At 69.3% G+C, this 20,246-nt stretch carries 21 protein-coding genes; 10 read left to right on the plus strand and 11 right to left on the minus strand.

Annotated elements, in window-relative coordinates; all coding sequences use genetic code 11:
* Positions 1 to 22 precede the first annotated feature (22 nt).
* The 6 genes from AB0O21_RS09610 (at position 23) to asnB (ending at position 7,184) form a co-directional block, all read left to right on the plus strand.
* Entirely contained in the window at positions 23 to 1,213 is a 1,191-nt protein-coding gene (locus tag AB0O21_RS09610; RefSeq protein ID WP_365168381.1) for an MFS transporter, read from the plus strand.
* Positions 1,214 to 1,357: 144 nt separating this feature from the next.
* Positions 1,358 to 2,095, plus strand: coding sequence for an SDR family oxidoreductase (locus AB0O21_RS09615; protein ID WP_365168384.1), 738 nt, complete (start codon positions 1,358 to 1,360; stop codon positions 2,093 to 2,095).
* A gap of 126 nt (positions 2,096 to 2,221) precedes the next feature.
* Positions 2,222 to 3,265: an alpha-hydroxy acid oxidase gene (locus tag AB0O21_RS09620; protein WP_365168851.1), complete on the plus strand. Its 1,044-nt coding sequence runs from the start codon at positions 2,222 to 2,224 to the stop codon at positions 3,263 to 3,265.
* 151 nt (positions 3,266 to 3,416) lie between these two features.
* Positions 3,417 to 3,704: a DUF3311 domain-containing protein gene (locus AB0O21_RS09625; protein ID WP_365168387.1), complete on the plus strand. Its 288-nt coding sequence runs from the start codon at positions 3,417 to 3,419 to the stop codon at positions 3,702 to 3,704.
* A 473-nt stretch (positions 3,705 to 4,177) separates the two neighbouring features.
* A complete protein-coding gene (locus AB0O21_RS09630) occupies positions 4,178 to 5,176 on the plus strand; it encodes an oxygenase MpaB family protein (protein WP_365168390.1) in 999 nt (332 codons plus the stop codon).
* A 187-nt stretch (positions 5,177 to 5,363) separates the two neighbouring features.
* The gene (asnB, locus tag AB0O21_RS09635; protein WP_365168392.1) at positions 5,364 to 7,184 is read left to right on the plus strand and encodes an asparagine synthase (glutamine-hydrolyzing); all 1,821 of its coding nucleotides are present in this window, start codon (positions 5,364 to 5,366) and stop codon (positions 7,182 to 7,184) included.
* Positions 7,185 to 7,245: 61 nt separating this feature from the next.
* Here asnB and AB0O21_RS09640 read toward each other — a convergent pair whose 3' ends face one another.
* A complete protein-coding gene (locus tag AB0O21_RS09640) occupies positions 7,246 to 7,557 on the minus strand; it encodes an EthD family reductase (protein ID WP_365168395.1) in 312 nt (103 codons plus the stop codon).
* Positions 7,558 to 7,808: 251 nt separating this feature from the next.
* Between AB0O21_RS09640 and AB0O21_RS09645 the strand changes: the two genes are divergently transcribed.
* The 4 genes from AB0O21_RS09645 (at position 7,809) to AB0O21_RS09660 (ending at position 9,904) form a co-directional block, all read left to right on the plus strand.
* Positions 7,809 to 8,105, plus strand: coding sequence for a helix-turn-helix domain-containing protein (locus AB0O21_RS09645; RefSeq protein ID WP_365168397.1), 297 nt, complete (start codon positions 7,809 to 7,811; stop codon positions 8,103 to 8,105).
* Between the two features lie 569 nt (positions 8,106 to 8,674).
* Positions 8,675 to 8,833: a hypothetical protein gene (locus tag AB0O21_RS09650; protein ID WP_365168399.1), complete on the plus strand. Its 159-nt coding sequence runs from the start codon at positions 8,675 to 8,677 to the stop codon at positions 8,831 to 8,833.
* Positions 8,834 to 8,845: 12 nt separating this feature from the next.
* Complete coding sequence (locus tag AB0O21_RS09655) at positions 8,846 to 9,001, plus strand: hypothetical protein (RefSeq protein WP_365168402.1); 156 nt, start codon at positions 8,846 to 8,848, stop codon at positions 8,999 to 9,001.
* A 522-nt stretch (positions 9,002 to 9,523) separates the two neighbouring features.
* On the plus strand, positions 9,524 to 9,904 hold the full coding sequence (locus tag AB0O21_RS09660; RefSeq protein ID WP_365168405.1) for a response regulator transcription factor: 381 nt from the start codon (positions 9,524 to 9,526) through the stop codon (positions 9,902 to 9,904).
* Positions 9,905 to 9,963: 59 nt separating this feature from the next.
* On the opposite strand, the gene AB0O21_RS09665 is transcribed toward AB0O21_RS09660, so the two are convergent.
* From AB0O21_RS09665 to AB0O21_RS09710, 10 genes are all read right to left on the minus strand, one after another.
* Positions 9,964 to 11,298, minus strand: coding sequence for a cytochrome P450 (locus AB0O21_RS09665; protein WP_365168408.1), 1,335 nt, complete (start codon positions 11,296 to 11,298; stop codon positions 9,964 to 9,966).
* A 57-nt stretch (positions 11,299 to 11,355) separates the two neighbouring features.
* On the minus strand, positions 11,356 to 12,207 hold the full coding sequence (locus AB0O21_RS09670) for a methyltransferase domain-containing protein (RefSeq protein WP_365168411.1): 852 nt from the start codon (positions 12,205 to 12,207) through the stop codon (positions 11,356 to 11,358).
* A 5-nt stretch (positions 12,208 to 12,212) separates the two neighbouring features.
* Positions 12,213 to 12,992 carry an alpha/beta hydrolase gene (locus AB0O21_RS09675; RefSeq protein WP_365168413.1) on the minus strand — a complete coding sequence of 260 codons (780 nt, stop codon included), beginning with the start codon at positions 12,990 to 12,992 and terminating at the stop codon, positions 12,213 to 12,215.
* The gene (locus tag AB0O21_RS09680; protein WP_365168415.1) at positions 12,989 to 13,648 is read right to left on the minus strand and encodes a LysR substrate-binding domain-containing protein; all 660 of its coding nucleotides are present in this window, start codon (positions 13,646 to 13,648) and stop codon (positions 12,989 to 12,991) included. The genes AB0O21_RS09675 and AB0O21_RS09680 overlap by 4 nt, the downstream gene beginning before the upstream one ends.
* 2 nt (positions 13,649 to 13,650) lie before the next feature.
* Complete coding sequence (locus tag AB0O21_RS09685; protein WP_365168417.1) at positions 13,651 to 14,400, minus strand: DUF6182 family protein; 750 nt, start codon at positions 14,398 to 14,400, stop codon at positions 13,651 to 13,653.
* The gene (locus AB0O21_RS09690; RefSeq protein WP_365168419.1) at positions 14,397 to 15,521 is read right to left on the minus strand and encodes a hypothetical protein; all 1,125 of its coding nucleotides are present in this window, start codon (positions 15,519 to 15,521) and stop codon (positions 14,397 to 14,399) included. Before AB0O21_RS09690 ends, AB0O21_RS09685 begins: the two co-directional genes overlap by 4 nt.
* Positions 15,521 to 16,759 (minus strand): hypothetical protein, encoded by a 1,239-nt coding sequence (locus tag AB0O21_RS09695; RefSeq protein WP_365168853.1) that lies wholly within the window; start codon positions 16,757 to 16,759, stop codon positions 15,521 to 15,523. The genes AB0O21_RS09690 and AB0O21_RS09695 overlap by 1 nt, the downstream gene beginning before the upstream one ends.
* Positions 16,760 to 16,962: 203 nt before the next feature.
* Positions 16,963 to 17,820 (minus strand): SAM-dependent methyltransferase, encoded by an 858-nt coding sequence (locus AB0O21_RS09700; RefSeq protein WP_365168422.1) that lies wholly within the window; start codon positions 17,818 to 17,820, stop codon positions 16,963 to 16,965.
* Positions 17,817 to 19,526 (minus strand): GH3 auxin-responsive promoter family protein, encoded by a 1,710-nt coding sequence (locus AB0O21_RS09705; RefSeq protein ID WP_365168424.1) that lies wholly within the window; start codon positions 19,524 to 19,526, stop codon positions 17,817 to 17,819. Before AB0O21_RS09705 ends, AB0O21_RS09700 begins: the two co-directional genes overlap by 4 nt.
* Positions 19,523 to 20,152 carry a hypothetical protein gene (locus tag AB0O21_RS09710; protein ID WP_365168426.1) on the minus strand — a complete coding sequence of 210 codons (630 nt, stop codon included), beginning with the start codon at positions 20,150 to 20,152 and terminating at the stop codon, positions 19,523 to 19,525. The genes AB0O21_RS09705 and AB0O21_RS09710 overlap by 4 nt, the downstream gene beginning before the upstream one ends.
* Positions 20,153 to 20,246: the final 94 nt, after the last annotated feature.

The following is a 20,246-nucleotide window of genomic DNA, read 5'->3' on the forward strand; positions in this document are numbered from 1 at the left end:
GCCGAGGTCCAGGTCGGTGTGGGTGCTGGCCCTCACGACCCTGACGTCCAGCATCGGGCACGGAACCGTGGTGACCATCTCGGTCCTCTACTTCACCAGGGCAGTGGAGATCCCGGCCGCCGAGGTGGGCCTCGGGCTGACGATCGCCGCCGTGGTGGGCATGGCAGTCAGTGTTCCCGCCGGTTCTCTCGCGGACGCGCTCGGGGCGCGGAAGGCGTCGATCGCGTTCGTCCTGCTCCAGGGCCTGACCCTGTGGGGGTACGCCCTGGTCGGCGGGTTCACCGGGATGCTGATGGCGGCCAGCCTGGTCGCGGTCGCGGAATCGGCGTCCAACGCCTCCCGCGGAGCGCTGATCGCGGGCGCGATCCCCGCGAAGGAAAGGGTCCGTACCCGTGCCTACCTGCGGTCGGTGACCAACGTGGGCTTCTCGATCGGCACCGTGCTGGGCGGACTGGCGCTGAGCCACGACTCATCGGCGGTGTACGCCGCCGAACTGCTGGGTGGCGGCTGCATGTTCATCGTCTCGGGCTTCGCCTACTTCTGGCTGGCGGACCCCGCCCGGGTGCCGAAGCCTCCCAGCGCTTCGCGGTGGCTCGTGCTGCGCGACCGACCCTTCGCCGTCGTGGGCCTGATCAACGCCGTGCTCATCATGAACGCGGGGATCCTCAACATCGCCCTGCCGATCTGGATCGTGGAGGAGACCAATGCCCCGGCCTCGGCCTTCGCGGCGCTCCTGCTGGTCAACACCGTGCTCGTGGTGATCTTCCAGGTACCCATGAGCAAGGGCGCGGAGGACGTACGGGGAGGGGCGCGCGCTCTGCTCCGGTCGGGCCTGTGGCTGGCCTCGTGCTGCGTGGTCATCGCGCTGGCGGCAGGCCGCTCGCCCTGGGTGGCGGTGGCCTTCCTCGCGGTCGGCGTCGTCCTGCACACCATGGGCGAGCTGCTCTACAGCGCCGGGACCTGGGCCCTCTCCTACGAACTGGCCCCCGACCACGCGCAGGGCCAGTACCAGGGCATGTTCGGCCTGACCTCGCAGCTGGGCATCGCGATCACCCCCGCGATCACGGCGGTACTGATCATCCGTTACGGCTGGGTCGGCTGGACCGTGCTGGCCGCCGTCATGGCCACGGCGGGCCTGGCCGCACCGGCCGTGGCCCGCTGGGCCGAACGCTCCCGCCCGGACACCCCTGCACTGGCCCCGGCGGCGACGTAGCAGCGCAGCTCCCGGCGGGCGGGCCCTTGACCGGGACTCCCCCGTCCGCAGGGCGCACGCCGCCCGCAGCCGGCCCCGGCTGCGGGAGGGGCCTGCGCAAGATCGTCGTACGGTGACCGGGCTCAGACCAATCGGAGGACGAAGATGCGAGGACGACAGAAAGTCACCGTCGTCACGGGTGGCGGCCGGGGCATCGGGGCCGCGATCTGCCGACGGCTGGCGGCCGAGGGCCATGACGTGGTGGTCGGCTACCGGTCGAACGAAGCGGCCGCCCACGCCGTCGCGGCCGATGTGGAGGTGGCCGGCCGACGGGCCCTTGCCGTCGCCGTGGACACCGCCGACGAGCACGGCGTCGCCGCGCTCTTCGAGGCCGCGGCCGCCGTGCTCGGGCCGGTCACCGGCTTGGTGAACAACGCGGGAGTGAGCGGCCCCAACGGGCGCCTCGTCGATGCCGACCCCGCCGGGATGCGGGCGGCGCTGGACGTCAACCTGCTCGGCTATCTGCTCTGCGCACGCCAGGCCGTCCGTGCGATGAGTGCCACCGGCGGCGGCTGCGTCGTCAACGTCTCCTCGGCCGCGGCGACGCTCGGCTCCCCGGGGCAGTACGTGCACTACGCCGCCGCGAAGGCTGCCGTGGACGCCTTCACGGTGGGCCTGTCGAAGGAGGTCGCCGCCGACGGCATCCGGGTCAACTGCGTGGCACCAGGCACGGTGTGGACGGACTTCCACGAGGACCCGCAGCGGCCCGCCAAGGTCGCCGGGAACATACCGATGGGGCGGGCGGGCCGGCCGGACGAGATCGCCGGAGCCGTTGCGTGGCTGCTGTCCGACGATGCCGCGTACGCCACGGGGGCGGTGCTGCGGGTCGCCGGAGGCCTGTAACGCGCCTCTGGCGGGGCCCCGGTGAGGCTCCCGGCACTGTCACGTCGTCGGAGAGGGCGAGTGCCCGACGGTGCGTCAGGGCCCGCCGGGGTGTCGGATCGGTGGCAAGGGGAAAGGGTGAGCAGCATGGCACTGTTGGGATCGGCTCTGGAGGAATCCGCGCGCGCGGTGCTTCCGCCGGGCGCCTACGACTTCTACGCGGCCGGATCGGGAGAAGAGCTCACCCGCGACGAAGCGGCCGATGCCTGGCGCTCGTACCGCTTTCTCCCGCGGGTCCTGCGTGACGTCTCACGGATCGACACCGGAATCGAACTGCTGGGAGAGCGGGTGAATTCACCGGTGCTCGCCGCACCGACCGCCTTCCACGCCATGGCGCACCCCGAAGGCGAGATCGCCACCGCCGAAGGCATCAGGGACGCGGGCCAGCTGATGGTCCTCTCCTCCCGGTCCACGTCCCCCGTGGAAGCGGTCGCGGCAGCGGCGGGACCCTGGTGGTTCCAGGTCTACGTCCTGCGGGACCGGGAGATCACCGCACGGCAGGTACAGCGCGCGGTGGCGGCCGGAGCGCGGGCCCTGGTCCTCACGGTCGACGCCCCGTACGTGGCGACCAAGCCGCGCGTGACCAGGCCCCTGCCCCTGCCCCGGGACGCCCACGCGCTCGCCGTGGGCGTGGACACCCGGACAGCGGACTGGGAGCAGGATCCGTCGATCGGCCCGGGGACCATCGCCTGGCTCAGGGCGGAGTCCGGCCTCCCGGTCCTGGTCAAGGGCGTGCTGCGGGCCGATGACGCGCTCGCCTGCCGGGACGCGGGCGCGGCCGGGATCATCGTGTCCAACCACGGCGGCCGCCAGCTCGACCGGGCCCTGCCCACCGCGCACGCCCTGCGCCCGGTGGTGGAGGCCCTGGCCGGGGACGTACCGGTCCTGGTCGACGGAGGCGTCCGCACCGGTACGGACGTACTGACGGCCCTGGCGCTCGGTGCCGACGCGGTCCTGATCGGCCGCCCGATTCTCTGGGCCCTGGCCGTCCAGGGCCGGGCGGGTGTGCGGTCCCTGCTCGACTCCTACCGGACCGAACTCGCAGAAGTCATGGCCCTCGTGGGCGCCCGTTCGCCCGAGGAGATCGGCTTCGACCTCCTGGCCGCGGGGAACGGACACCCGGCACGCTGACAGCCGTCGCTCCACGCCCCCGAAAACGTGCCGGCCGACGGTATGTCCCAAGGAACGGAGCACCGTTGGTGAACGCGCGGATGCCGGAGTATTAAACTGGGGTCACACAGACGGCCGATCACCAGAACCACATGCAGGACGGGGCATACCCATGGCGACAGACCCAGGGGCGCCTGAGCCGAAGCCAGCGGCGGTGACACCGGTCCGAGTGATCATCGGTTTGTGCCTGTTCGCGCCGTTCGGGGCGATGTTCTGGGTCGGTTCGTACGCGAAGGTCGAACCCATGCTCGGCGGAGTCCCCTTCTTCTACTGGTACCAGATGGCGTGGGTCCTGATCTCAAGTGCGCTGACCCTGACCGCCTACAAGCTGTGGAAGCGCGACCGGACGTCCCGCCGGACCGGGGCGCAGAACGGACAGCATCGAGACGAAGAGCGCTGATCGGGCGTTCGGGGACGGGTTGCGGCGCGAAGCCGATCCATCCATCGGGGGCGACCGCGAGTAGCGGAACACCGCACGCGCCCCCCACATCCGACCCCTCGGCGGCGCCGGCGACCGGCCCGTCTCGTCCTCGGCGCCGGTGCGGGGCGGGGTGGTGCCGGAATTCCTTGGCGGCCCCGCTATGTCGCGCCGGGATTGCGGCGAGTGCGCGGTGAACTCTCATCAAATCAATAGGACCAAGGGCCCACGGGTCAATATCTTGTCGTCTTACGACGGGCGTGACTAAATGATCAGCGACGGACGTGACCTAATTACATCAGTTTCATAGGTGTGTCGCTGAGCGGCAGGATGGGATCGCTGAGATGCAGGGTGAGACGACAAAGAGGCGGGGTCAGCGTGGGGCCGCGGCCGGGCGGATCCGGCATTCCGAGGTCGAGCCGCACGAGGACTACGGCTTCTTCGGTCCGGGGTCCGTGGTCTGGAAGGTGTGGGGGTATCCCAGCGCCTCGACCGTGGGCTTTCAGCGTGCGGTGGTCGTGGAGCCGCTCGATCCGCCGCTCGTCGCGGCCTTGGACGGGACGCAGGACCTCTACAACCGGCCCGCGACGCGTTACGACCGCACCCTGCGCTACTTCGCGATGGTGGCTTTCGGCGGCTCGCGGGACGTCTGCAAGGTGGCGGACATCCTCGTGAAGGTGCACTCCAAGGCGATCGGGAAGCTGCCGTACGGGGAGGGTACGTACGACGCCAACGACCCCGAGTCGCAGCTTTGGACCCATCTGGTCGCGTGGCACTCGATCCTCTACGTCTACGAGAAGTACGGGCCCGGGAAGCTGCCGGCGGCGGAGGAGGCGGAGTACTGGGAATCCTGCGCGGTCGCGGCCGAACTGCAGACCTGCTCCCCGGATGACGTGCCGCGGACGCGGGAGGGGGTCCGGGGGTACTTCGCGGCGATGCGGCCGAAGCTGCAGGCGAGTCCGATCGCGCTGCGGGCGATGCAGCATCTGCTGCACACGGAGATGGTGGTGCCGCCGGAGATGTCGTGGTGGGCTCGCCCACTGGCGTTGGCGGCCGCGAAGTCGTTGCGGGTGGCGACGTTGGCGGCGATGCCGCGGTGGATGCGGGAGATGGCGGGGCTTCGGCAGTCGCGGGTGTCGGATGTCCTGATCGTGCCGGTGATGCAGGTGGCCTTCGCGGTGATGCATCGGCGGCCGCAGCTTCAGCTGAATCTGATGGGGGCACTGACGCCGAACACGCTGAAGGTGATCGCGCCGGTGAAGCTCGGGATCGCGGCTCGCACGGAGGAGGTGTTGACCCCGGCGGAGGCGCGGGAGCGGTACGGGTATGCGCGGCCGGCGGAGGCGCACGTGGAGTGGCGGGAGCGGCAGGCTGCTCGGGTGTTCGGCGAGGGTGGCGCGGCCAGTGACGACGGGCTGATCGAATCCCAGGAGGTACTGGGGCAGCTGGGGTAATCCCGCTGGGGCTACACGGAATTCGGGTGCCGGCGTCTCGCATGAGCTGAGTGAGAATCTTTTGTTCAATTGAACGAGGCGACCTATTTACCCCGCTCTATCGTGCTGGGATCGCGGCGAGTCCGCTCCGCCGCACGCGGCGCGCGCAGCACAGACGACGTGGCAATGCAGTTCAGAGGAGAAGGACATGTGCGGAATCGCCGGCTGGGTCGACTGGGAACGCGATATAAGCAGACAGCGCGCCACGGTGGAAGCCATGACCGCGACGATGGGGTGCCGCGGGCCTGACGCGTCGGGGACGTGGATATCCCCGCGCGCCGGCATCGGGCACCGACGGCTGTCCGTCATCGACCTCGACGGCGGGGCCCAGCCGATGACCGCCCGGGTCGGCGACGACGCCGTCGTACTCAGTTACAGCGGCGAGGTGTACAACTTCAAAGAGCTGCGGGCGCAGTTGAAGGGCCTGGGACATCCCTTCAGGACGGACTCCGACACCGAGGTCGTGCTGCGCGCGTATCTCGAGTGGGGGACCGGCCTGGCCCGCCGTTTGAACGGCATGTACGCCTTCGCGGTGTGGGACGAGCGTGCGCAGGAGCTGGTGCTTGTGCGTGATCGCCTGGGAGTCAAACCGCTCTACTACACCCGGCAAGGTTCCGCCCTGCTCTTCGGGTCCGAGCCCAAAGCGCTCTTCGCCAACCCCCTTGTCCGGCCGCGTGTCGACTTGGACGGCATAGCCGATCTCTTCGTCATCGCGGCCAAGCAGCCAGGTGACGCGGTCTACCGAGACCTCTCCGAAGTGGCTCCCGGGACGATCGTCCGGTGTACGCGCGAGAGCGTACGGATCGAACGCTACTGGGAGTTGGAGGCCCACCCCCACGAGGACGACCCCGACACCACTGTCTCCACGGTGCGCGAGCTGCTCACCGACATCGTGGAACGTCAGTTGGTGGCGGACGTCCCCATCTGCAGCCTGCTGTCCGGTGGCCTGGACTCGAGCATCGTGACGGCACTCGCCGCCTCGCACCTCGAAGCCGCGGACCGGGGCAAGGTCGCCACGTTCTCCGTGGACTTCACTCACGAGGCGCAGTTCGCGGCAGGCGCTCTGCATTCCAGTCGGGACGCTCCGTTCGCCAGGGAGGCGGCCGACTTCATCGGCACCTCTCACCGAGAGATCCTGCTGGACGCGGGCACGCTGTACGACACCCAGGACCAAGCGATCGCAGCGCGGGACCTCCCCGGGATGGGCGATCAGGACGCTTCGTTGCTGATGCTCTTCCGCGAGGTGCGCAAACACTCCACGGTGGCTTTGTCAGGCGAGGCCGCTGACGAGGTGTTCGGCGGATACCCCTGGTTCCAGGCGGAAGCCACCCGGCCCACCGGGGGCTTTCCGTGGGCAGCCTGGGCAGACGACATCAACGCCGTACTCGCTCCAGACCTACGGGCCAAGCTCGACCTCAACGCGTACGCAGCCGATCGGTATGCCGCGGCGGTGGCGGAAGTACCCACGCTGGCGGGCGAAGACGCGCAGCAGCGTCGCATGCGGGAGGTCTCCTACCTGAACCTCACCCGCTTTCTGCCGTTCCTGCTCGATCGCAAGGACCGGATGAGCATGGCCGTCGGGCTGGAGGTACGCGTACCCTTCTGCGACCATCGCCTGGTCGAGTACGCATGGAACATCCCGTGGAGCCTGCAGGCCGCCGAAGGCGTGCAGAAGAGCGTTCTGCGTAAGGCGGCGGCCGGTTTGATCCCGGACTCCATCGCGTACAGGAAGAAGAGCGCCTTCCCCTCCGGAGCCGGCTCGGCCTACCTGAAGGCGACCCGCGAGCGAGCCCGGGCCCTGCTGGACGACCCAGGCGCGCCGGTGTGGCAGCTCGTCGACGCAGCTGCCGTACGCGGCATGGTCGAAGCCGCGGAGGGATCGGGCACCTTCAGCCCGGCGCCCATGCTTCCTCGGGTTCTTCTGATCGATGCCTGGTTGCGGCGGTACCAGGTCCAGGTGGTCTCCTGACCCCTCCGCCCCAGATCCCGCGTTCGCACCGCCCGACCGGGCGGTGCGAACGCGGGATTTGTCATTCGGTGATGTCCGGCACCGGGTGGTGAATGATGACCACACCGCCGGTGGCGTAGTTCGCGACATCGGCGGCCAGCAGCTGGCCGTCCGGCGACCCCAGCGCCGCGTGCATGGCGGGGGCGTCTGCGAAGTCGGCTTCGAAGACCGCGAAATAGGGCGCATCTCCCTCAAGCGCCGCCACGTCGAAGCTGTAGCGCCACGCAAGCGGGCCGGGCCAATTCTTGACCAGCGGAAGGTGCTTGGTCACGTAGTAATCGCGGAAGTGGTCAGGGTCGGCGGGCGGGGGATACAGGACAACGAGCTTATGCATGACGGCCTCCGTCCAGAGGCGCCGGCCGGGTGCCCCACTCGTAGCGACCCCACCCGTGCATGGCGCTGGCCTGGTCGGTGAAAGGCGGTTCCAGCAGGGCTATCCGCGACATCGGCCCTCCCATCGAGTTCGTTTCGAAATCAGAAACACCGAATGGATGCTAGTGTTTCGAATAACGAAACGCAAGGAGCGTCATGCCGACACCGCGCCCAGGAAAACCGGTTCGCGGATCGACGACCGGCCGTCCTCTCATGGCCGCGATGGACCTGTTCGGCCGTCGGTGGGCGCTGCGAATCCTCTGGGAACTGCGGGCGGGTCCGCTCGGTGCCCGCGCGCTGCTGGCGCGGTGCGAAGGGCTGTCGTCCAGCGTCCTCTACCAGCGGCTCCGCGAACTCGTATCGAGTGGAATCATCGCGCCCTCGGCCGACGGCTACGAGCTGACTCGGCTGGGGACGGCACTGCGTGATGCCCTCCGTCCACTCGACGCATGGTCGATCACCTGGGCGCAGGAGCAAGAGCACGGCGATCAGGAGCCCCCGAGGACGTGAAGGTCGCGCCCGACGGGGTGGAGCGGTGCGTGCCACCGAGCGCCGGCGGTCGAAAGGCTCTCGCCGGGGCCGTTCGCGTGGCTGGAGGAGAGCCCGGTGTGATCAAGATCTCGACGCGCCACCGCCGGCCACGCACGCGCTCGTCAGGGGCCCCGAGGGTTTCGGCGAGCTCATGGGGCCCGAAATGGGCCAGGGTGGCGACGCGTGAAGCGGTCATCCGATAGCCTCCGCACTCCGCGCTCCGCACACCGGGTCCGGGGCGGTGGGGCTGGCCAACGACGGTTGGGGGCAGGGATGTTGTCTGCGCGAGCGCAGTCTGCTGCGGCAGTCCATCGGCCTTAACGCCTGATAGACCACCAAAAACCGCACTGTCTTGTTGATTTGAGCCAACCGGGCGCCTCCGAATCGGACGTTGCGCCAATGGCACCAGGAAGTGATCACCGTCTAATGTCCGGAAAGCCCGCCTCATGAGAGAAGGGAATTCCATCGTGACCGAGACCGAGAAGGCCGCCGCCGATCCGGCGACATCCGACAGAACCGACCCGCCCGACAGGGGTCCGGGGTGACTCTTGGTCGGGTACGGGGCCGCACGCGATGTCTTCAACTCCCCGTTGCTCAGCCGGGACTGGCAGCGCTGGTGGCGGCAGGCCGGCCGGCGCCCGCCGTACGCCCTGAACATGCTCGACAACTCCGGCATGCTGCTCACCGAACCGCCCCGCCACACCTGACTGCGGACTCTGGTGGCGCGGGAGTTCACGGTCCGCCGGGTCGAGGGGATGCGGGGCCGCATCCAGGAGATCACCGGCGATCCGCTGAACCGCATGACGGCGGACCGAGCGCGCCGAGCCGACCTCATCGACACGTCCGCCTCCCCGCTCCCCATGACCGTCAGCTGAGAACCGCCCGGCGTCCCGGGCCCGGACCGCGCCGCCTTCGGCGCTTGGTCCAGCGAGACCCGCCGGCCCCGAGGCGGAGAAGGAGGGTACGGGCAGGTCATGCCGTATCTCACGGGGCTCATCGCTGCCAGGCGCGATTGCCCCGGGGCCACCTGCTCGGCGCCCTCGTCCACACGGCCGACCAGGGCACCAGTGCAGTGCGCGCGCTCCTCGCGAACCTTGAGCAGCTGGTGCCCGTACCGGCCGATCCGCCGGGGCACGCAGCGTGGCCGGTGGAGGAGACGCTCCGCTACGACGGGGTGTTGAAGACCTCCACGCCGCGCATCGCCCTGGAGAAGACCGAGACCGGCGGTCCAGGTGCGCCGCGAAACGAGGAGACCTGCTCGCCCCACCACGTCGTGTTGAGATCGCGGCGAGTGTGCGGGTTTCGTCGCGCACATGGAGCACGACACGGGTCCTGTCGGAGCCGGCCGGGCGCGGGACCCCTCCATTCACATTGACCCACGAGGCAAGGAGACACGGATGGCTACGTTACACAGCGATCGCACACACCCTTTGGCCGACCAGCAGACGGATGTCCCCATCGCTCATGACTCGATGGCGACCTACCCGCGTCCGCGGCGAGTAGAGGCTTGCAGCACCCGCACTCGCCAGGGGAGGGGTGCGAGCGATTGCGGCGGTGAACCGGCCGACGAGAAATCTCCCTCCAGGGCCCTGACGCCGCGCCAGCTCGAGGTACTCGCCCTGCTGACAGAAGGTATGACGAACCGTCATATAGCTCGGGCGCTCGGGATCACGGAGAAGACCGTCAAGAACCACCTGCATGCGATCTTCGCCCGGCTCGACGTTTCCGATCGGACCCAGGCCGCGATCTACGCGCTCCGGCACGATCGAGCGGCGTGACCGCTGCTGCCCGGCCGTCACACCGCGCCGCGCCGGGCAGCAGTGGCCCATCCCCGTGGTCAGATGCGAGGGGTGGGGAGCAGCGGCAGGCTGCTGAGGTGAGGCAGGGAGCTGTTGACTTCGCTGATCCGGCGGGTGCCCGGCGCTATCCGAAGGTCCCAGCGGGCAGCCAGGGAGGCGAGGGCCACCGTCATGGTGGTCAGGGCGAGGTGTTCTCCGAGGCACCGGTGCGGTCCGGTACCGAAAGGGAAGTAGGCGCCACGTGGGCGGTCGGTCCCGTCGTCGGGCCCGGTCCGGTCCGGATCGAACACGCTCGGGGCCTCGTAGAGGTCGGCGGCCCGGTGCATGGCGCGCGGGCTGTAGCCGACCTCGGCGCCCTTGGGTATGGCGACCCCGGCCAAGGTGACGGGGCGTTTGGCGCGGCGGGTGAAGAGCATCGGGCCGTGCAGTCGAAGCGTCTCGTCAATGACCTTCCGGGTGAACACCAGGTCGGTGAGTCTGTCGTACGTCGCCGGGCCGCCCTGCAGCACACTGTCGGCCTCATCCTGGAGACGCCGCAGCACCTTGGGGTGCACGACGGACTCGAAGACCGCCCAGCTCAGCGATGTGCTGGTGGTTTCAAGGGCGGCGAAGAGCAGGATGAGGAATTCGCTGCGGATCTGGACGTCGTCGAGGGGAGCGCCGGTATCGGGGTGCCGGGTGTCGAGGAGGGCGCTCAGGGCGTCATGGTGCTGCCCGGGGGCGGCACGACGCTCGCGGATCAGATGGTCGACGGTGGCATGGAACCGGTTCACCGCCGCGGTGAAGCGCCGGTTTCCGGGGGTGGGGAGGGTGCCGAGGACTGCCGGCAGGATGGTCTGCGGGAGGAGCCGTCGGGAGATCGCGTACATCGTTTCGCGCACGTCGCGCACAGTGGCATGACTCAGTTCGGTGCTGAACAGACAGCGCAGGACCACGGCCGCGACCAGGTCGGAAATCTCCTGGTCGGCGGCTACTGCCCGCCCCGGCTGCCAACGGCCGATGCGCGCCTCGGTCTCGTCGGTGATGACCTCGGTGTAGGCGCGGACGCTGCGACGGCTGAAGGTGGGTTTGAGGGTACGCCGCTGGTGCCGGTGCGGCGGGCCACTGGCCGCGATGAGCGGATTGCCGAAGTTACCGGCCAGCGCTTCGAAGAAGCGGCCGCGTTCGAAGGTGTCGATGTCCACCTGGATGCGGTGGACCAGGGCGGGTTCGTTGGCAAGGAACAAGCCGACCGGCCCGAACTCGACACGGACCAGCGGGTCTGCGGTCCGTGTCGCTTCGAAGAACGACAAGGGTCTCCGCAGCAGGGCGGGGCCGTGGCCGAGGAGGGAGATCCGCCCGGGGGCAGGTGGGCAGTACGTGGAGTCGGGCATCGGCGGGCTCCTGGATCGATCGAGTGGCCGGGGCTGTCGCTGTCAAGGGGAGGGGCATCACTCGGCCGGCGGGACCAGGCCCACGGCCACCGTGTTCCCCTCGCTGATGTAACCGTCTTGGTGGTTCAGGGGGTTGTCCGCGCCGTCCGGGTCCAGGAAGGGCTGCCAGTTTCCCTGGAGCCCCATGCCGACGGCCTGCTGAGCGATGCGAGCGCAGGCCAGTGCGTAGAACCGCTGGGCAGCGGGCCGCAGCGGCGCATGGTGTTCGATCAGCATCGTCTTCTGCCGTACCGAAACCAGGCCGGCCCCGTCGAGCCGGCGGTGCAGATCGCGAGTCCGCAGCAGCTGGCGGGCGTAGCCGGGCTCGCTGGATGCGTGCCGGAAGAAGTCCGTGAACAAGAAGGGGTCCGCGGGACGCGCGGTGATCAGGGAGGCATCGAGATCCTTGATCGCCACGACCCCTCCCGGTCGGACCACGCGACCGAACTCCCTCAGGACCACGTCGAGTTCCTCGTCATCGAGGTACTGCGTGGTGTTCGCGCACCAGACCGCGTCGAAGGTGTCGTCCTCGTACGGCAGGTTGCGCAGGTCCCCCTGCCGGGCATCGAAGGAGCAGCCGGACCGGCTGCCGCGCATGCGCTCGGCGGCGAGCGATGCGTTCTCCTCAGCGAGGTCGATGGCGGTCACGTGGCCACGGGGGCCGACCAGGTCGGCCAGCCAGGGCAGGAAGGCGCCGCTGCCGCAGCCGGCGTCCAGCACGCGCCATCCGGCTCGGATGTCGGCCTGCTCCAGTGCCGCCCGGTACTGGACCTCGCAGGCCTTGAAGTGGGCTTCGACGATCTCCTCATGAGTGAAACCCAGTCCGGTCGATGCGGCGTACCCCCAAGAGGCATGGTCTTTCGTCGGCATGCGCGTTACCTCTTCCGGTCCGCTGTCGCGGCGTCGTCGAGCAGTGTGGTGAGCAGGTCCGTGACGTAGTCCGGTGCCTCCAGCGGCTGGAGATGCCCGGCACCCGGTACGGTGACGAGCCGCCCCCTCGGCAGAGCGTCGGCCGTGCTCATCGCCTCCTCCATGGCGACGAGTTCGTCCTCCTCGCCGGTGACGACCAGGGCAGGCACGTCCGTGCTCCGCAGGACGGGGAGCGAGTCGGGACGTGCCGCGATGGCACGCTGCGCCCAGGCCACGGCCTCGGGCGCGGCAGCCTTCGTCATCTTCATGATCTGGTCGACCAGGTCGGGGCGCCGAGCCCTGGTGGTGGCGCCGAGGAGGAGCGGTGTGGTGCGCGCCACGACGTGATCGCGGGTGGCGTCGTCGAGCATCAGATCGGCGAACTTCAGGCGTTCAGCGGCTGCTCGGGGGCTGTCGGCGCCGCCTCGGGCGGCGAACAACGCGAGGGCACGGACGCGGTGGGGACAGCGTCGCAGGAAGGCCATCGCCGCGTAGCCGCCCATGGAGCATCCGACGAGCGTCACCTGGTCGATGCCGCGCTCATCGAGGAGCACGGCGAGGTCGTCGGCCACGGTATCGAGGGAGGGCCGCACGGTTCCCAGCGGCACGGTGCCGAATCCGCGCTGGTCGGGGGTGATGACCGTGTGCCCGCGTGCTCGCAGCGCCGCTGCTTGATCATGCCACATGGCAGAGCTCAGCGGCAGGGCGTGCAGCAGGACGACGGGAACGTCTTGATTCCGCCTCATCGCCCGGCCCCCTCGTCGACCGCACTCCGCTCCGCATCGGCGACAAGGGTGGCTGCCCGTGGGGACAGCGCCGCATCACGCAGCCAGGCGAGCGTCACGGGTGCGGGCGGCAGATCGTGGACCGGAACGGCCCTGATGTGGGGTGGCAGGATCGATTCCAGTGACTGGAACGACACATGGACGGCCTGGGTGCGGGTGAGTACGTCGGTCATCGCCTCCACCGTCGTCATGGGGTGGACGCGGCGGATCAGAGCTCCGCCGGGGGTGCGTGGCGGCACCACCTCGTCCCAGACGTACGGAGGAAAGTCCCCCGGGCAGCGGAAGGCGTCGTAGTGCGCGGCCTCCTCGACCGACACGGTCCTTCGCCCGGCGAGCGGGTGGTCGGCGGAGACGATCAGAGCTCGGCCGTCGAAGCTCACGGGCCGGCTGACGGCGATGTCCGGTTCCTGCAGCCCGTATTTGACGATCATGATGTCCATGGAACGGTCCCGCAGCGGGCCGAACGGGTCGGCGACGTCGTACGGGACGAACTCGACCTCCTGCGGCTCATGGCCCGCAGCGGTGATGATGCGGATGGCCAGGTGCGGCGAGCCGTGGATGCCGAAACGCACGGGCCGCGTGGCGTCGGGTGTCGCAGCGGTACGGGGGGCGGGCATCTTCAGATCTCCTCGGTCAGTCCGGCGTAGGCACGGAGCTCGTGGGGCCGGCGGGTATCGGTGTCGACGCGCAGTGCGGCGAACCGCATGGCAAGGCCGGCCAGACGGGGCACGGAACGCAGGGTCAGCCGGTCACCCGGCTGGATCAGCCCGTCCAACACGGCTTCGGCGAGTAGGTGGTTGACCTGGATGAGTACGTCGGAGACGGTCACCCCCGCGGTGGCGATGTACAGGTCGCGGCAGACCGGCCGGGAACCGGCGGAGCTTTCACCGACGGGCGCCGGTATCGCCACGGTGGTCGGAGCCCAAGCGGGCAACTCCCGTGTGCCGTCGAACGACTTGAGCAACCGGCGCAGTGCGGCGGTGGCCTCGTCCGGAGCGGGCCCGATCCAGGCCGTCGACCCGTCGTCGGCAATGTGGTCGAAGGCGAATCTCTCCTTGAGGTTGTTCGGCCGGCCCGCCAGGAAGAGGGTGCGGGTGAACGAGCGATGCCACGGTCCGGCCCGGTCCGCCGGCACCGACAGGGCGAAGCGGCAGGTCTCCTGCACCCAGTGCGGAAGCGAGAAGCGGCCGACGACCATGACAACGGCAGCACCGTTGTGCGGTCCGTCCGCTTCCCCGCCCGCGAGGGTGGCCTTGGCCTTGCGCAGCGCCTCGGAGGTGGACAGGTCGAGGTGTCCGGCCAACTCGGGCCGGGTCACCAGCAGCCGCTCGGCGGCCACGGTGAGCAGGAGATCAGGGCTGAGCGTCATAGGAACACCGTGCTGAGCAGGGCTCGGCCGGGAGCGTGGTTTCCCCGGCCGAGCAGAGACGAGGTGAGTCGGTACGGGTCGATGTGGGTGTGGCCGCGCCGATGCCTGTCCAACAGCCCGAACAGGGCGTCGCGGTCGTCCATCGGTGCCGCTTCCGCCGAGCTCAGCAGCTTCTCGGCGCGGCGCAGGCTCTTGCGGAGCAGATCGGACCGGAAGGACTGCTGCTGTCCGGGTCCGAGTCCGGCGATGAAGTACAGGCGCATGCCGAGCCGGAGCGCCGCAGGATCGTGGTTGTCGCCGACGGAGCGCAGGATCGCGCTCATCGTGTGGTCGTGCCAGCCACCCTGCCGGGCAGAGGTGATCTTCCCGTCGATCGGCACCCTGCCCAGGGGCACCCGATGCACGAGGGTTCCCTTGTGGGTCAGAACCCGCTCCAGGAGCTGATAGTCGGGGTCGAGCTCACGGTCGTAGAGCAGCACGACTTCGTCGTACTCGGGTGCGAGCGGCAGCAGTTCGCGCAACGCGCAGGCAAGGTAGTTGGGGCGCCCGTCAGCAGCGATCATCTGCCGCAGGGGCAGGCCGAAACGGGTGGCGTCGAGATAGACCGGGCCGCCCAGATCCCGCTGGTCCAGGCCCAGCTCCTCCGCGACCAGTTCGTCGACCATCTCGTCGAGACCGAGTCCGGGCGGCTGGTGTGCCAGCAGTCCGGGATCGTGCAGTCCGAGCCGTTCGTAGTGGCCGGCCCACAGACGCAGGACGCGGGCCCCCGCCGGGTGGACGTAGTCGGTGCGCTCGACGGCCTCGGCGTAGGGGGCCAGCTTGGCCGTGGGCACCGGCCCCTCGGCCCGGTAGCGCACGTACAGCTCACCGATCTCCTCCTCCGACCGGCAGGAGTAGTCGGTATCACCCCGGGTTCGGTCGAGGAACTCCCAGAAGCCCAGTGTCTGCTCGGTCGGGTGGTACGTCGTGTGGCTGTAGCGGTAGGTCACGTCGGCTACTTGCGCCGTGGCGCGGTACATCACATCTGCCCAGAGCAAGCCCTTGAGATGGCTCGGAGTCAACGGCTTGGACGGCGTGACGGTGATCGGAGCCAGCAGTACCCTCCGGCGGGTGCCGCCCATCAGCCCTCCCTCCTGGCGGTGATGGCCTCCAGTAGCTCCTGCCGGGTCGGCGGCCGGGCGCCGATCGGGGCACGGTCGGCGGGGGCGGTACGCACCCGGTCCTGGAATCCGGCACTGTCGAGAATCTCCGCGGGGGTGTCGAGGCCCATCAGGACGCGCACGAAACCGCGCCAGACCACGGCGTCAACTGCGGCGGCCCGAGCCACGTCCGCCATGGAGGGGCGGCCCTGAACGGCGGGCGGCACCGGAGACGGTGCGAGTCCCTCGGCGCGGGCCCGCCACAGCCCGCCGTATGCCCGGCTGTCGTGGACGGCCTGCTCGTACCACGGGCGATGGACCTCCTCGGCCAGTCGCACGGCGTTCTCACTCTGGTGCTCCCCTACGGTCGGATGGGCATCGAGGAGATCGGCCAGCCGGAAGGCGTGCTGCAGGGAGAGCGACATACCGCGACCAAAGAGCGGGTCGGTGACGCAGGCAGCATCACCGACGGCGAACAGCCCGGCGATCTGTCGCTGACCGGGGCGCGCCGTGGACCTCATGATGTTGGGCGGCATGGTGATGGCGTGTACGTCCGTCAACGGCGTCGCAGTTCCCTCCTCGATCCATGCCGCCACGTAGGGGGACAGCCGAGCAGCGGCGGTGAAGGCGGCGGGTTCGCGCAGGATCGTGGTGGCCGGGTCAGAGGTCAGAGCCCCTACGGAGATGGCGAAGGTGCCGTTGTCGGCAGGGTGCACGACCGCCGCGTAGTGGTCCCAGATACCTCCTGCCGCGTTGCCCCGGTTGAGCGGACCCGGCCAGTCGCCTCCTGGCGCGTTCAGCCGGTAGAACCGGCTGAAACAGCGCAGTTGCGTGGTGCCGACCAGGTCTTCGCCAATTGGAGCTCTTGATTTCCTGAGCCAGGTCAGGGCCGCCGCTTTCCAGCCGGTGGCGTCCACGACGAACCGCGCGGGCACTCGTTCGCCCCGATCCGTCACCACACCGGCGACGCGGGACCGGGCCGGGTCCAGGAGCAGCCCACGCACCGCGGTTCCGTGGCCGAAGGCCACCCCCGGAAGGGCACGCACAGCGCGGTGGAGCAGCAGTTCGAGAAGGGGACGTCGGACGGCCAGAGCAACCAGCTCGTGGTCGTCCGCCGGCTTGTCGAATGCCTCCGTGGGCGCCGCCTCGGTGAGGTCGAGGAGCCGTGCTCCTTCCTCTTGGGCGGCATCCAGCAGGTGGGGGGCCCGTTGGCGCAACACACGCACCCCGAGCGACGTAAGAATGTGCGAGTGGCCGCTTTGCGGCACGGCGGGACGCTGCCAGAGCTCGGCGGCTTTGTCGACCGGGCCTTCCGGTGGAGGAGCCGAGCGCTCCAGGACGCGTACCGGAAAGCCTCGTTCGGCGAGAGCCAGAGCCGTGGCCAGACCAGCGACACTGCCGCCCACGACCACGGCCGGTCTGGTCACCGGCGTGTCCCGTGGACGAGGAAGACCCGGCGGACATCCTTGACGTCGCGCGGCGGAACCGGGTCCGGCCAGCGGCCGAAGTCCGCATCCGGCTCGCCGGGCTGCGTGGCCTCGACGCTGAACCCGTAGCGGTCGAAGAGGTCCTCGGGCTCATCGGTGCCGAAGAGCCATGGGCAGCCCCAGTTGGCGAAGACGTCGAGCAGTCCCCGCATGTGCGGCAGGCTCAGGGCGGCGGCGTTGACCAGATCGGCCGCAATCCGGCTTCCGGGCGCCGTGATGGCGGCAACCCGCTCCAGCATGCGGTGTGTGTCCGGTTCGGGGATGTAATAGAGGAGCCCTTCGAGCAGCCAGGTCGACGGCAGCGTCGGGTCGTATCCGGCGTCGATCAACTGGCTCTCCCAGTCGTCGGCAGTGAGGTCCACGGCCACCGACCGGTGGGCCACGCGCGGGGCGACTCCCTGGAGCCGGCCGCGCTTGAAGTCCAGGACGGCCGGCCGGTCGACCTCGAAGTAGCGTATGTGGTCGGGCCAGGACATCCGGTAGGCCCGGGAGTCCATGCCCGAGGGAGCCAGCACGATCTGGCTCATCTGCCGGTCCCGCGCCGCGTCCGCGAGGAAGCCGTCGAAGAACCGAGTGCGGATCGCGTTGTAGTCGGGCGTACTCGGAAGGGACCGGGGCCGGTCGGGCGGGAAGGTTGCTGCGTGCACCTCGGAAAGCAGCTGCGGGCCGGCCTCTCCGGCGAGCCTGGCCGCGTAGGGGTCCTCGTACAGGCGGTCCTCACGCAGGGTTTCAGCGGCACGCAGGGCGGCAGTGAGCAGCGCGGTCCGCTCCACCGGGTTCAGGAGGTCGGTCATCGAAGTGCCTCGTTTCTGGGTGAGGGGCCGGCCGGTGTCGTGCTGGTCAGGCGCTGCCACAGGAGGTCGTCCTGCCTGAAGAGCCGGTCTTTGACCTGAGTCGGTCGGATCCCGCTCCCTACTGCGGCGTGCCAGTCCTGGTGGAACGCATGGGGGTCGAGGAGCTGGAGTACGGGGGCGGAGAGGCGACGGTCCGTACGGGCTCGCCGGTAGTCGGCGGATTCCCCCTGCAGGGCGGCGTCCAGCAGAACTGCGAAGCGGCTGGACTCGGCGTCCTGCCAGGGGGTGTGCGGAGCCAGGGCGAAGACGTAGTGCGGGGCCGTCCTCTGGCGTTCGACCCGGCAGGCGACGTTGGAGATGCCAAGGCCGGTGGCTTCGAGGGCAGTTCGCAAGGCCCGGACGACCTGGGACTCGCGCAGCCGCTCCCCGGCCACCTCGGAACGGTTGGCCCGGCCCGCGTACGTCACCCGCGGCACTCCGTCGACCAGGTCCTCGACGCGGATGACGTCGCCGACGGCGTACCGGTACAGCCCGCCGACGTGGCTGAAGACCACGTGGTACTCGCGTCCGGCCTCCAGTTCGTGCGGCAGCTGGGTCCGGGCGTCGGGCGCGAGATCGGCATCGGCGTCCACGAACTCGTACACCGCCGCCGACACGACGAGACTCCCGGCGGAGCCGTGGCGGTCCAGTGGCACCCCGACCGGCCCCTCGGACGCCGCGACGGGCGCGGGCAGGGCCGCCACACCGGTACCGAACCGCTCACGCAGTGCCGGCAGGTAGAGGGATGCGACACCCGTCGTCCAGCCGAACAGCGCACGGATCCGGGGCCATACGTGGGCCGGATCCACGGTACCGAAGTAGGAGGCGAGCTGTTCCAGTTCGGCCGCTCGGCGCGGATCGGGGCTGCCGTGGGGGACGCCCCCCAGGGTCCCGTCCCGCACCTCCCGGACGATCCGGTCCCACCACAGATTGAGCTGATACGGGACGGCCGCGATCATGGCCGGATTGATCCCGATGAGACAGCGGACATCGCTCTGCACCGCCAGCCGCAGTCTCAAGTACATCTTCTCCAGATGGTCGTCGGGCGCGACGTCCACGGGGAGAGTGGCCCAGGGGGCCGCGGTGCCGAGTTCGGCCGAGAGCGGCTCACCGAACTTCTCACCGAAGTCGACCTGGCTGGCGCCGACATGAGGCTGCCCGGCAGCCGTCGTGGGAGGTGCGGAGAGCGGGTCGTGCTTGAGGTTGAGAACCGCGTCGGGCCGCTGCCCGACCTCGGGAAAGTTCTCGATCAGGGGCGCCCAGGCCGCGTAGTAGAACGGGAAGAAGGTGGTGCTCATGAACCGCGGGGTGACGGGGATCTTCTTGTGTGCGCCGGTGCTGCCACTGCTGGTGAAGTACACGACCGGCCGGTCGGCCGTCAGCAGGTTCGGCTCACCCGCTGCCGTGCGCTCGATCAGCGGCGCGTGGGCGGCGTAGTCCTGAATGGGAACGGCCTGGCGCAAGTCGTCGATGTCGCGTATGCGGTCAAAACCATGCCGCTTGCCGAACTCGGTTCCCGAGTTGAATTCGACGAGGTCGGCAAGAACGCGCTGCTGCTGCCCGCGCAGATCGGTGAGCGCGTCGCCGAGCCGAGCGCGTTCGGAAAACACCCGCTGCCGGTAGCGATCCAGATGCCCGGTGGCTGCCCAGCCCCTGTGTGAGGTCACGAGGTGAGCACCTCCACCACCGCGTCGGCCGTGCGGGCCGCACTGGGCTGTTCCTCGATGATCGTCACCGGTAATTCCCTTACCTCTTCCAGCATCAGTTTGCGAAGGCTCACTTGGTACTCCTCAAAGCCCGGCCATTCGGGGAAATCGCCGAAGTGCTCCAGAGCGTTGAGCCGCGCCCCATTGCCCGAACGCCGCCACGCGGACCTGGGTGAGACGTCCAGGTAGACCACGGCGCACGGCTGCGGGAAGGAGCGCCACCAGCTGTACATGGGGTTCTCCTCGATACCGGCCAGTCGACACTTCGCGAGGATCTTGTAGTAGTAGGAGTCCACCACGACGGGAACGTCGTCGTCCTGACGCTGGATCTCGTCCTTCAGATGGACCACGGCCGTCTGGAGGAGACTGGCCATGAAATCAGCGGAATACGTCGTTCCGAGATTTGGCAGAATTTCCCCGACCACGTCGTGTCGCAGCCGGGTGATGAGGCCGTGTTCAGGCCTGACGAATGCGTCGTCAGTGGAAAGCGCCCGCCACGACGGCAGCCGGTGCTCAACCTCCGCCATGACCGAGGACTTGCCGGCACCGTCCGGGCCGAGCAGGACATGGAACGGCCTGTCATTCATCGCTGCCTCCTCCGCTGGGCACATCCCGGTGAATCCGGATCAAAGAATGGGCTATCGCTCCGGCGATGGGGGAACTGGTCCCGATGATGGGGCT

It is taken from the genome of Streptomyces sp. NPDC091371, assembly GCF_040684275.1.
Taxonomy (GTDB): Bacteria; Actinomycetota; Actinomycetes; order Streptomycetales; family Streptomycetaceae; genus Streptomyces.